A 12,672-nucleotide genomic window follows, 5' to 3' on the forward strand; every position below is an offset into this window, starting at 1 on the left:
GCCACAAACTCAACCTGTTTGCATACAATCTGGCGCAGTTTTCGGCTCGGATGCGTGAACGATGCGAAAATCGTATGCAATAATGCCGCCTATGCAGTCAGTCGAAGAGCCGGCCACCGGCCGCATTGGGCCCTTGGCGGGCATCCGGGTCATCGAGCTCGGATCCTTGATCGCCGGCCCGTTCGCAGGTCGGATGCTCGCCGACTTCGGCGCGGAAGTGATTAAGATCGAGAGCCCCGGTCGAACGGACCCGTTCCGCGATTGGGGTCGCGCCGAGCAGAACGGTCACGCTCTGTGGTGGGCGGTGCAGTCCCGTAACAAGAAAAGCGTGTTGCTCGATCTGAAGAGCGACGTTGGCCGTGAGGCGTTCGAGTCCATCCTCGGCACCGCTGACGTTGTGATCGAGAATTTCAGGCCGGGCACTCTGGAGAGGCTCGGGCTGGCGCCCGAGCGGATGCTCGAACTGAACCCGGGCGTCGTCATCGCGCGAGTGTCCGGCTATGGCCAGACCGGAAGCAAGGCATCCCGGCCCGGATATGCGTCGATCGCCGAGGCCATCGGAGGCCTTCGGCACCTGAATGGGTTCCCGGATGGCCCACCCCCGCGTACCGGCATCTCGCTCGGCGACAGCCTCGGCGCGATGTTCGCGGTCCAGGGCGTGCTGATCGCGCTGCTCGCGCGGCAGACCAACGGTGGTCGCGGCCAGGTCGTGGATGTCTCGCTCGTGGAATCCTGCTTCTCGCTGCTGGAGAGTGCGCTGCCCGACTACATGGCGAGCGGGCACATCCCGGGGCCGAGCGGCACGTCACTCGCCGGCATCGCCCCATCGAACATCTATCACTCGAGGGACGGCAAGTGGGTGGTGATCGCGGCCAACCAGGACAGCGTCTTCACGCGGCTGGCAGCGGCGATGGCGATGCCGGACCTTCTGACGGACGATCGGTTCACGGACCACACCGCCCGCGGCCGGCACCAGGCCGAACTCGACGAGATCATCGCCGATTGGTCGGTGTCACGATCCTCCGCAGACCTGCTCGAGGTGCTCGACGCGCATGACGTGCCGGCGAGCCTCGTGAACACAATCGCGGATATCGTCGCCGACCCGCACTTCAGGGAGCGCGAGATGTTCCTCGAGGTCACAGATGACGACTGGGGCACAGTCACCCACCCGGGTATCGTCCCGAAACTCTCTCTCGAGCCGGGCGCCGTGCGGTGGAACGGCCCAGTGACACCGGGCGAACATACCGAGGCCGTGCTACGCGAAGTGGGCTTGGAGTCAGTGGTGGATGCCGGAGAACTCGCATGAGCGCAGTGGAGATCATCGACGTCACGCCGCGTGACGGGCTGCAGAACGAGGCCACGACCGTTTCGACCGAAGCGAAAATCGAGCTGATCGCGCGACTCGTCGACGCAGGCGCTCGGCGGATCGAGGCGACGAGCTTCGTGCACCCCGGGCGTGTGCCCCAAATGGCGGACGCAGACGAGGTGATGGCGGCACTGCCGCGGATCGACGGGGTCAGTTACATCGGCCTCGCGCTCAACGAACGCGGTGTGGACCGGGCGCTGGCGGCGCGAGTCGATGAGATCAACTTCGTCGTACCGGTGTCCGAGGCGTTCGCATCCGCGAACCAGAACACGACCGTGGAGCGGGCGGTGGCCGGGGCTCTTTATGCGGGCAGACAGGCGCGCGCCGCGAATGTGCCGCTGTCGGTCACGTTCGCGGTGGCGTTCGGTTGCCCCTACGAGGGCGAGGTCACATCCGACCAGGTGCTTCGCACGGTGTCTCCGATCCTGGAGGCAGGGGACGTCGCTGAGCTCGCACTCGCGGACACGATCGGCTGCGCCAATCCGTCACAGGTAGCCGGTCTTTTCGACCTGCTGCGGCAGCGCACCGCGGTCGAGTTGCGTGCTCACTTCCACGAGACCCGCCACACCGCGTTGGCGAACACCGTCGCCGCACTCAGCGTCGGCGTGCGACGCTTCGACTCCAGCGTCGGTGGGCTCGGTGGCTGCCCGTTCGCGCCCGGTGCCGCCGGCAACATCTCGACCGAGGACCTGGCGTGGCTGCTCGAGCGGGAAGGGAACATCCACGGGGTCGACGCCGAGCGAGCTACCGAGATCGGACGCTGGATCTGCGAAATCGTCGGGGTTGCGCCGCGCTCCGGCCTTGCATCGGCTGGCTCATTCCCGCGCAGCGCACGTGCTCAGTCCTGAGCCGGTCGTCGCCCGCCGATCGCCGCGGTGAGTTCGTCGGCGGCCTTCAGCAGCGTGTCCACCAACGCCTCACAACGCTCCCTGGGCATCCGAAGGGTGGGTCCCATGATCGAGACCGCACCGGCCAAGTCGCCCTGAGCGTTGAACACCGGCGCAGACAGACCGCTCGCACCCGACTCGCGCTCGCCTGTGGTGATCGCGAAGCCGTTGGCGCGAGTGCTCTCGACAGCGTCACGCAACGCGTCCGGGTCGACGATGGTCCGCTCGGTGACAGCGTCGAGGTCGCGAGCGAGCGCCTCTTCAAGCAGGCCGTCCTCCCAAGCGAGGAGCACGCGTCCGGGCGACCCGGCATGCAGCGGAAGCACAGCGCCCACGTTCATCGCCGCGCGCAGCACCTGATGGGTCTCCGCCATCGCCACGCAAACGCGGTGCACACCCGATGTCTGGAAGAAGCACGCGGTCTCCCCGGACTCGTCGCGGAGGCGGGTGAGCACCGGCTTGACCGCCTCGACCACATCGTCGCTCCGAATCGCCGTCGCTGCCCACTGCCGCATCCTGGCACCAATCCGATACCCGCGAGCGGTGCGGTCCAGGAAGCCGTGCGCTACCAGGTTCCCGACGAGTCGTTGCACCGTGGAGGGCGGCAGGCCCGTTGCAGCCCGGATGGTCGCCAGTGTCTGCTCGGGCTGGGCGAGGGAAAAGGTGCTGAGGATGTCGGCGATTTTTCCGAGCACAAGCAGGGGGTGGTGTCCGCTGCTACCGGGTTGCGCCATGCGGTTGATCATAGTGGCGCGGTGAGCGCCGGCCCCATTGACACGATCGAGCTTTGTACTACATGATGGGTTAGAACCTACATGATGAGTTTTGGGCTTGTCACGGCAATGCTGCCGCGCCACGCGGCACTTTCAATCGGAGGATTTCATGGGCCGCATTCTGATCAACCCGTCCGGACTGAGCAAGCCAGGTACCTACTCGCATGTTGCGATCGGGACCGGGCAGACGATCGTGCACTTCGCCGGGCAGGTGTCGTTCGACGAGAACGGCGAGATCGTCGGCCACGGCGATCTGCGAGCCCAGGTCATCCAGACCATGAACAACTTGAAGATCGCGATGGATGCGGTCGGGGCGACGTGGGACGACATCGTTCACCGCAAGGTCTACGCGACCGAGATGGGCGAGCCGGGAACGATCGGCGCCGCCATTCGTGAGGTCACCGGTGACGCGGGGCACCCCGCACAGGCCACAGTGCAGGTTGTCGCCCTCGCTCGCCCAGGTCTCCTGGTCGAGATCGAGGCAGTAGCGATCCTCCCGTAAGTCCGAGGCAAGACGCGGATGCGACAGCGGGAGCCGGACCTCCAAGAGCTCAGTTCATTCAACCTCGCCCACCCGCCGACCCCGAGTGCGGTCATCTTCGCCGAGACGGCAGCGGACGTCCAGCGGGCCGTTCGCAAGGCTGTCGAAGAGGGCCGCGGCATCGCGGTGCAATCGACGGGACACGGAACGATCGGCAGCAACGACGGCGCGGTCCTCGTCGCGACCCAGCGGATGACTGGCATCCGCGTCTATCCCGATCGGCGGACGGCGTGGATCGGGGCCGGCGTGCGCTGGAGCGAGGTCGTCGCGGAGACCGTCAAACATGGTCTCGCGCCGGTCAACGGGTCATCTCCGACGGTCGGGGTGATGGGCTACGCACTCAGCGGCGGAATCGGGCTGCTCTCGCGGATGTTCGGGTTCGCCGCAGACACGATCCTCGCGGTGCAACTGGTCACCGCGGACGGAGAGCTCCTCGAGGTGACGCCAGAAGAGAACAGTGACTTGTTCTGGGGCGTGCGCGGCGGTCGCGGGAGCTTCGGCGTCGCCACGGCTATAGAAGTCCAGCTCTTCCCGCTCGAGTCCTACTTCGGCGGTGGCCTCTACTTCCATCCGGACGCGGCGGCGGACGTGCTGCCGCGCTACCTGGAGTGGGTGCGCACCCTGCCCGAGTGGTTCGGCACCTCGCTAGCCATGCGCGGCCCCGTGCCGCCTGTGGACAACGAAGGGTTCGCCCAGTTCGTGCACCTGAGGGTCACCGCCGCCGGCGACAGCAACGACGCGGCAGCGCTGCTGCATCCGATGCGCTCCCTGCCTGGCATCGTCCTGGACAGCGTCGATGAGAAGGCATACTCGCGTATCCGGGAGGTGCACAACGACGGCGGCGTGCCGAAACCCTTCACCGAGCGAAGCCGTCTGCTGCCGCGCCTGACTGAGGAGCTGCTCAACGACATGTGGCACCAGTACCCGGACGACGATGGATACGCACCGACCCTCGAGTTCCGCCACCTGGGCGGCGCGATGGATCGGATGCCCGCGCACCCGAACGCCGTTGCCGGACGCGGTTCGGAGTTCTCCTTCCTCGTGATCGGACGCACCGACGACGCTTCCCGGGCGAGAGCGGCACGCGCGTTCCAACTCGCGGATGCCGCCTCGGCCGGCCAGCCGGTTCCGAATTTCCAGGGCGATGAGGTTGGCAAGGATCGGGTGCTCGCCTCCTACGACCCGCAGACGGCAGCCCGCTTGCTGGAGCTGAAGGCGACACACGATCCGCAAAACGTGTTCCGGTTCGGTCACGTGATCGCACCATGAGCGGGGCACCGGCGTCTCCGCGCACTTTCCTGCTCACGAACGCAACGCTGATCAGCATGGACGAACGGCTGCCTCAGCAGTTGCCGCGTGCCGCGATGCTCGTCGCCGATGGGATCATCCAGCAGGTCTACACGAGCGATGCCGACCTGCCGACGACCGCAGGCGTGCTGCCGCGGATCGACGCCGCCGGGATGGCCGTGCTTCCGGGGCTGACTGACGGCCACGCCCATCTGGACCGCGAGACCCTCGGTGACGATCTACCCGGATTCGCGGGAGCGTCAAGCGTCGCGGACATCCTGGACGTCGTGGCTCAGGCCGCCGTGAATGCACAACCGGGCGAATGGATCGTCACCAGACCCCTGGGCACTCCCCCGGACTACACCGATGCCGACGACCCGTTCGGCGGCGGACGCCTTCCGGACCGGCACGATCTCGACTCCGTCAGCCCCGACAACCCGGTCTTCATCCGGCCGATCTGGGGCTTCTGGAACATGCGGGCGAAGAAGATCTCCTTTGCAAACTCATTGGCACTCGCCGCGGCAGGGATCAGCGCTGAGACGCTCTCGCCGCACGATGACCTGGTGATCGAGCGTGACGCTCGGGGCAACCCGACCGGCAGGTTCGTCGAGACCGCGCACCAGCCGCTCATTGAGCACACGCTCCTGCGAGTCGCACCCGGATTCACCAGGCACCAGCGCGCTGCCGCCATCCGGAACGCGTTCGAACGGTACGCGTCCTTCGGCACAACCGCGGTATTCGAGGGCCACGGCATCGCCAGCGAGGTCTTGGACGCCTACCTGGATGCCTACGCTGCGGCCGGCAGTGCAAGACTCCGCGCGAGCTTGCCGTTGAGCCCGCATTGGCCCGAGATTGGCGACCTGCGAGGCACACTTGAAGGCTGGAGGGGTGACTTCGAGCTTCTGGCCGGCAGGTTCGCCGGCGTCGACGGCGTCTTCATCGGGGGCGCTGTCGATGAGACCGCGACGGCGCTGCGCTCCGCGAACCACCCGCGAACCGGTTGGGCGGGCTTCGCCGCCGGGGCGTTCGTGCCCATGGCGGACGTCGAGCAGCTGCTGCTCGACTGCGCACGCTCCGGTGTGCGGGTGGCCGGACTGGCCAAGAACCTCCTCGAGATATTCGCCCGGGTCGACGGGCAGGTTCCGATAGGTGGGTTGGGCTGGACCCTGGGACACCAGCCGACGCTGAGCCGCGACCAGATCGACGTCGCCGCCGACCTCGGAGTGATGATGACGACCATCACCGGCCATCACCTCCACCGTGGGGTGTTCACTCGAGACCTTGTCGGCACGGATCGGGAGAGCGAGATCGTGCCGGTGAAATCCCTGATGGATGCTGGCGTTCCAGTGGTGCTGGGATCCGACAACCGGCCGATCTCGATCTGGGACAGCATGGTGCACGTGGTGAGCCGAGAGGATGAGCGCGGAGTCATCGTCGCCCCCGATGAGGCCGTCAGCCGTTATGACGCGTTGAAGCTCGTCACCGTGAACGGTGCGCGGTTGACAGGCGACGAAGACAAGAGAGGTGTCATCCGCCCGGGCCTCGCCGCAGATTTCGCCGTGCTCGATCGAAACCCTCTCGAGTGCGACTTGGCCGAGCTTGCGGGCACCCGCTCCGTGCTGACCCTCGTGGACGGGCATCCGGTGAGCACGGACGGAACCCTGGCGCTCTAGCGGCCGAGTGCGTAACCGAGCCCACCCCGCGGATCCGCGCCGGCGGTGAGGAATCCCGTCTCGCGATCGCGCTGCGCCGCGAAGATCCGCCCGAGTGACCACGCCGGACTGACCGTGACATCGTGCCCGCGCGCCTTCAGGTCGGCGATCACGTCTGCGCCGAACGACTCCTCCACCAGCACCTGCCCGAGGGTCTGGCGCCTCGGATAGAACGACGCGGGGAAATGGCGAATGTGGAACTTGGGGTACTCGATGGCGCGCTGCAGGTTGCGCTCGCCGTGCAGCACGGCGAGCAGGAACGCCATCTGCCACTGATTCTGCTGGTCACCGCCCGGCGAGCCGAGCACCATAGCGGGCGCGCCATCACGAAATGCGATGGTCGGTGACAGAGTGGTCCGCGGCCGCTTGCCTGGCACGAGCGAACTCGGCAGGCCTTGCTCCAACCACATCATCTGCATCCGCGTGCCAAGCGCGAACCCGAGCTTGGGGATGATCGGTGACGACTGCAGCCAGCCGCCGCTCGGCAGCGCGGAGATCATGTTTCCGAATCGGTCGATGACGTTGATGGAGACGGTGTCCCCCGCGGTGGCTCCGGGCTTCGGTCCCGGCGCGGCCAGGTTCGGCTCTGCGAACGCTGCGTTGCTCAGGGCAAGGTTGGGCTCGGCGAACGCAGCATGCGTGGAGTTCGCGGGGTCCAACCTGTCAAGGTCAGGCATCAGCGGTGTGCGCCCGCTCGGTGAGCCAGGGCGGAACTCGTGGGATGCGGACTCGGTGATGAGCTTGCGCCGCTCATCCGCGTACCCCGCCGACAGCAGCGCCTCGATCGGGGTGTCTCCGCTGTCGCCGTACCAGGCCTCCCGGTCTGCAAAGGCGAGTTTGGCCGCCTCGATCACGGCGTGCACGCTCGCTGGGTCGACCGGATCGAAACCGGTCCCTTCGAGCAGGGCCAACTGTTGCAGCATCACCGGTCCCTGACTCCACGGCCCGGCCTTGTACACCGTGTACCCACCCGATTCGACACCGAGGGCACTCTCGTAGCTCGGCGCCCAGGAGGCGAGGTCATCGGCAGAGATCAGACCGCGATGTTCGGTCCCATTGGCATCGCGGTGAGTTTCGGCGCTGAACTCGTGAACCGCCTCGGCGATGAAGCCGTGACCCCAGGTAAGGAGCGCGGCGTCGAGTTGGCTGTCGCGATCGGCGCCCGCCGCCTCCGCCTCTGCCAGCAGCCGTCGGTAGGTCTCAGCGAGTTGGCGGTTGACGAATCGATCGCCGGCACGAGGGATGCTGCCACCGGGCAGGTAGGTCGAGTACGAAGCCGGCCAGTACTTCTCGAAGACTTCGGCCATGGAGCGGATCGTCACGATCGCCTGCTCCCCCAACGGGTACCCACCCGCGGCGAGTTCGATCGTCGGCTCCAGAACCTGCCGGAGCGAGAAAGTGCCGTGATCGCGCAGCAGGGTCAGCAGCGCCGGCGTCGCCCCCGGCACCGAAGCGGGCAGGAGCCCGGATCCCGGGATCAGATCCAGCCCAAGCGCAGCGAAGGCGGACGGGACGGCCCGGGCGGGCGCAACCCCCTGCCCGCACAGCACCGTCGGCACGTCATCGCCTGCGCGCGCGAACATCGCAACAATGTCGCCGCCCGGTCCGGACTGTTGCGGCTCGATGACCTGCAAGGCGAAGACACCAGCAACTACGGCATCGAACGCGTTGCCGCCGGATTCGAGCATCCCCATCGCGACGGCACTGGAAATCCAATGCGACGACGTGGCCATACCGAAGTCGCCCATGAGCTGTGGCCGGCTTGGAATCACTTGTATTACTCCCCTAGATGTTGGTGTGTTGGCGAACCGACCGGGCGCCGCGCCGTTATCGGGCTGCGACCAGCAGGCTGGCGAGGTCGCCGGGCGTCAGCAGAACGTCGCGACCGAGCTCGGAAAGACGTGTGAGGCCGAGCGCCCCCATCGTGCGTTCGACCTCCTCCCGCAGGATGGTGAGCGCCCGTTGCGCCCCGAGCTCGCCACCGGCGGCCAGTCCGTACAGGGTTGCCCGGCCGATCATCACCGCGTCCGCGCCCAACGCGACAGCCTTGAGCACGTCGCTTCCGCGAGTGAAGCCGCCATCCACGAGCACCGGCACACGGCCGCCGACCGCGGCCACAACCTCCGGGAGCAGTTCGATGGGCGCCGGCGCGGCATCAATGGTGCGGCCGCCGTGGTTGCTGACCACGACCGCATCGGCACCGGCATCCGCCGCGCTGAGCGCGTCATCCGGATGCAGGAGGCCCTTCACGATCAGGGCGTGCGGCCAGCTGTCTCGGACGCGGCGCAGGAAGTCCCAGGTCAGCGAGTCGTCTCTGACGAGGAACCGCTTCCTCTCGGCGGGGGTCAGGGCGCTGGGGACAGTCACGTTGGCAAACCCGGGCAGGCGTCGCTCGGTGAGCAGGTAGCGGCAGGCGGTGCCGAACGTCCAACGCGGATGGTGAACGGCCTCGATCAGGTGGCTGGGCCGGAACTTCATGGGGAAGGTCAACCCGCGGCGCTTGTCACGCGGTTGGTTGAATCCGATGGTGGTATCGACCGAGAGCACAAGTCCGTCGAACCCGGCTCGCCTCGCACGGTCGATCTCTTCGAGTGTTGCCCGGGTGTCCTGCCAGACGACGGGCTGGTACCACTGGGTTCCGCCGCCTTCTTTCCGCACGGTTTCCATGGGTGTGTTGGTGGTGCTGGTGAGGACGAACGGGATGTTGGCGGTGGCTGCGGCACGCGCGAGAGCCACCTCGCCGCGGTAGGAGATCCAGCTGGTGACACCGGTCGGCGCGATCACCAACGGCAACCCGTGCCGTTTGCCGAACAGCGATGCCGATGCGTCACGGCGAGAGGTGTCGCGCAAGACGCGATGCACCAGTTTGAGGGCCCTCAGGGCCTCGCCATTGTGTCGTACCGCGACGTCGTCCTCGTTGCCGTTGTCGAGGTTGTCGAATAGCGCCACGGGCAGCCGCTTCTGGGCAAGCTCTCTCAGGTGGTTTATGTCCACCGCGCGCTCGGCAGCACTTGTTGTCGCCACGGCTGGGCCCTCGTATTTCGTTCGTGTCCGGCGCCAAGGCTTCGGACGGTGGATAAGACCGACCCGGCGGCTGCGGAACCGCAGCCGCCGGGTCGATCGACGGGTTACTCCCGGCGCTTCCCGGTTTCCATGTTGTTGATCGGGATGCTCGGAATGGCGTGGTCCTCGAGACCGAACTCGGCCAGGATCTCGTCGTACAGTCCGATTTCGACCAGGTGGAGCAGTGCGGCCTGGAGGGCGTCACGCAGCTCGTCGCGACCCTTCAGCACAGCGGGACCGCCGCTGAACGAGTAGTCGGCGTCCACGACCTTGATGGACTCCGGCTGCCGTGCCATGTAGCCGTTGGCGACACCGGTTGAGACGATTCCGTACTCGGCCTGCTCGCTGGAGATCGCGAGCATGACCGCTGCGTTGTCCACGAAGGAGCTGATTGCGGCCGGCTCCTTGCCCGCTGCCTCGCACTTCTCGGATACCGCGATGGCGGTCCGCTCCGCGATCGAGGTCTTGGTCACAGCCACCGACGAACCGCACAGCGCCTCGTCCATGTTCACACTGTCGTTCTCGTTGTCGGCGTGCGCCGCAAGCCCGACGCCGCTCAACTGCACCGAGATGATGTCGAACAGCTTCTGACGCTCCGGGTTGTCGGCCATCTGGGCGATGTCGTAGCGCCCCGACTCGACGCCAGCCTGGATGGCGTCGTTTGTCACGATGTCGAACTGCGGCTCAAGGCCGAGCACCTGGGCCGCTGCCGTGTAGAGCTTCACGATCGAGCCCGTGTGCTCACCGGCCTCGGTGGTGTACTGCTCCGGGAAGTTCGTGCCCAGGGCGCCGATCTTGAGAACGCCGCTCTTCTTGATGTCCTCCGGCAGCATGTCCGCAATCTCGGGAACAACCTCAATGGCGCTCGACTCGGAGTCCGAACCGGGCGCACCTTCGTCAGGCGTCTCGCCCGGTGTCGCACACGCGGTCAGTCCGAGCAGCACCGCAAGGGCACTCGCGGTCGCCAACTTCTTCTTCAACAGCATCATTGCTTCCTCTCTGGTTGGTACAAGGGTGGTGCGGTGACAGGGATGGGTTGCCCTGTCATTCGGCGACTGGCGTCGCCGAATGGCTATGCGATGGCGAGTTGTCGGCTCACCCCGTTGACCTGGGCCAAGAGGCCGCCGGCCAGCAATATTTCGCGTTCGGCGGGACTGAGCTGGATGCCGAGCACGAGCGTCCGCCCGTCGCCAGTGGTCACAGTCAGTTCAGAGTGGCCGTGCGCGATCGCGGCCTGCAGCCCGGAGATCGACCACTCGTCGCCTTCATCCGTGGTGTCGCCGGCCGGGCGGATCAGCGGCGCGATACCCGCTGCGATGAGGTTCCGGCGGTGGATGCGCGCGTAGCTCTTGGCCGCGACGATTCGCACGCCGAGGTGCAGCGGAATGAGTGCCGCGTGCTCTCGCGATGAACCCTGCCCGTAGTTCTCGCCGCCGACGATGATGCCTCCGCCCCAGTCGATCGCCCGATCATGGAATCCCGGGTCAAGACGGTTGAACATGAAGCGGGCGCAGACGGCGAGGTTCGACCAGACTGACATCGCGATCACGCCATCCGGTGCCATGTCCCCGGTTGAGATGTCGTCTCCGACGACGATCAGAACCCGGGCCTTCAGGTCGGCCGGCAGCGGTTCGGGCAGTGGCGGCGGCACCAGGTTCGAGCCTCGTTCGATTTGCACGTTGCGGCGTTCTGCCTCAGGCAGCACGCGCGTGATGTTCGCTTCGTGCAATCCAAGGTCGGGTGCGGCGGCGGCCACGAGCTCCAGCGGGCCAAGCCCCGTCGCCTCCGTGATCGTGCCCGTGAGCGCGCTGGCGGCCGCGGTCGAAGGGGAGCACAAGTAGACCTGATCCTCGGCTGTTCCGCTGCGTCCCGGGAAGTTGCGGTTGAACGTTCGGAGGGATGCGGCGCCGGCTACCGGTGCCTGACCGATTCCCACGCAGGGTCCGCAGATCGGCTCGAGCATCCTCGCTCCGGCTTTCATGAGCGTCTCGTAGACGCCGGACGCGATGATCATCTGCAGGATTTGGCGCGAACCAGGGGTGACGGTCAGTTGGACCCCGGGGTGCACCGACCGACCATCGAGGATCGCAGCTACCGTAGCCAGGTCGTCGTACGAGCTGTTCACCGATGACCCGACGCACACCTGCACCACCCGGGTCGGCGGCAGGTCGGCAACAGCGACGACGTTGCCCGGCGAGTGAGGGACTGCCACAAGCGGTCGCAGCACGCTCAGGTCGACGCGCTCGACGGCGTCGAACTCTGCATCGGCATCTGCTGCGAGCGGGATGAAGTCACTCTCGCGTCCTTGCGAACGCAGCCACAGGCGGGTCTGCTCATCGGATGGGAACATCGCCGTCATTGCGCCGGTCTCCACGATCATGTTGCAGATCGTCGCGCGCGCGGAGACGGACAGCCGCTCCACCGCTTCCCCGAAGAATTCGAACACCTTGCCGCGGCCGCCGCGGACGCCATGCCTGCGAAGCAGTTCGAGGACGATGTCCTTGGCCTCGACGGCGATTCCCAATTCTCCGGTGAGCTCGACACCGACAATTTCCGGGCATACGAAGTCGAAGCCGTACCCCGCCATCGCGACTGCTACCTCGAGTCCGCCCGCACCCAGCGCGAACATCCCGAGGGCTCCGCCCATCGACGTGTGGGAATCCGCCCCGACGAGGATCTCGCCCGGCTTGCCGAATTTCTCCAGGTGAATGTAGTGCGAGATGCCGTGCCCCGGTGGCGAGTACCGCACACCATAGCGGTCGCAGAACGATCGCAAGTAGCGGTGGTCCTGCATGTTGCGGTCGTCGATCTGCAGCACGTTGTGATCGATGTACATGACGGCGAGGGGCACGCCGATCCGGTCGACGCCGAGCATCTCGAACTGCATCGCGGCCATGGTCCCGGTGGCGTCCTCGATGAGGATTTGGTCGACGCTCACCGTGCAGTCGAGCCCGGCGCTCAACGCACCTCCGCTGACCAGATGCGCCCGCAGAGTCTTGCGTGTGAGGGTATCGCCCACCACCGAACCTCCACTTCGAGAGCC

General features: G+C 66.5%; 10 protein-coding genes. 5 read left to right on the top strand and 5 right to left on the bottom strand.

Going from position 1 to position 12,672, the window contains the following annotated elements; all coding sequences use genetic code 11:
• Nucleotides 1-91 precede the first annotated feature (91 nt).
• Together IRG63_RS08620 and IRG63_RS08625 are read left to right on the top strand one after the other, a co-directional pair.
• Nucleotides 92-1,306 (top strand): CaiB/BaiF CoA-transferase family protein, encoded by a 1,215-nt coding sequence (locus IRG63_RS08620; RefSeq protein ID WP_227411977.1) that lies wholly within the window; start codon nt 92-94, stop codon nt 1,304-1,306.
• Nucleotides 1,303-2,214, top strand: a complete 912-nt coding sequence (locus IRG63_RS08625; protein WP_193509876.1) for a hydroxymethylglutaryl-CoA lyase — start codon at nt 1,303-1,305, stop codon at nt 2,212-2,214. The genes IRG63_RS08620 and IRG63_RS08625 overlap by 4 nt, the downstream gene beginning before the upstream one ends.
• On the opposite strand, the gene IRG63_RS08630 is transcribed toward IRG63_RS08625, so the two are convergent.
• Nucleotides 2,205-2,987 (bottom strand): IclR family transcriptional regulator, encoded by a 783-nt coding sequence (locus tag IRG63_RS08630; RefSeq protein WP_168626708.1) that lies wholly within the window; start codon nt 2,985-2,987, stop codon nt 2,205-2,207. The genes IRG63_RS08625 and IRG63_RS08630 overlap by 10 nt on opposite strands.
• Nucleotides 2,988-3,135: 148 nt before the next feature.
• Here IRG63_RS08630 and IRG63_RS08635 point away from each other — a divergent pair, with 148 nt between their 5' ends.
• From IRG63_RS08635 to IRG63_RS08645, 3 genes are read left to right on the top strand one after another with little or no spacing between them, the layout of a single operon-like run.
• Nucleotides 3,136-3,528, top strand: a complete 393-nt coding sequence (locus tag IRG63_RS08635; protein ID WP_168626707.1) for a RidA family protein — start codon at nt 3,136-3,138, stop codon at nt 3,526-3,528.
• A gap of 18 nt (nt 3,529-3,546) precedes the next feature.
• Nucleotides 3,547-4,836: an FAD-binding oxidoreductase gene (locus IRG63_RS08640; RefSeq protein WP_193509877.1), complete on the top strand. Its 1,290-nt coding sequence runs from the start codon at nt 3,547-3,549 to the stop codon at nt 4,834-4,836.
• Entirely contained in the window at nt 4,833-6,527 is a 1,695-nt protein-coding gene (locus IRG63_RS08645) for an amidohydrolase (protein ID WP_193509878.1), read from the top strand. Before IRG63_RS08640 ends, IRG63_RS08645 begins: the two co-directional genes overlap by 4 nt.
• Here the strand turns inward: IRG63_RS08645 and IRG63_RS08650 are convergent.
• From IRG63_RS08650 to IRG63_RS08665, 4 genes are all read right to left on the bottom strand, one after another.
• Nucleotides 6,524-8,314, bottom strand: a complete 1,791-nt coding sequence (locus IRG63_RS08650; RefSeq protein WP_227411978.1) for a gamma-glutamyltransferase family protein — start codon at nt 8,312-8,314, stop codon at nt 6,524-6,526. The genes IRG63_RS08645 and IRG63_RS08650 overlap by 4 nt on opposite strands.
• A 79-nt stretch (nt 8,315-8,393) precedes the next feature.
• Nucleotides 8,394-9,590: an alpha-hydroxy acid oxidase gene (locus IRG63_RS08655; protein WP_168626703.1), complete on the bottom strand. Its 1,197-nt coding sequence runs from the start codon at nt 9,588-9,590 to the stop codon at nt 8,394-8,396.
• A gap of 104 nt (nt 9,591-9,694) precedes the next feature.
• Nucleotides 9,695-10,615, bottom strand: coding sequence for a transporter substrate-binding domain-containing protein (locus IRG63_RS08660; RefSeq protein ID WP_168626702.1), 921 nt, complete (start codon nt 10,613-10,615; stop codon nt 9,695-9,697).
• Between the two features lie 86 nt (nt 10,616-10,701).
• Nucleotides 10,702-12,648: an aconitate hydratase gene (locus tag IRG63_RS08665; protein ID WP_193509880.1), complete on the bottom strand. Its 1,947-nt coding sequence runs from the start codon at nt 12,646-12,648 to the stop codon at nt 10,702-10,704.
• Nucleotides 12,649-12,672 lie beyond the last annotated feature (24 nt).

Origin of the sequence: Cryobacterium sp. BB736, assembly GCF_014980265.1 — a bacterium.
Classification (GTDB): domain Bacteria; phylum Actinomycetota; class Actinomycetes; order Actinomycetales; family Microbacteriaceae; genus Terrimesophilobacter.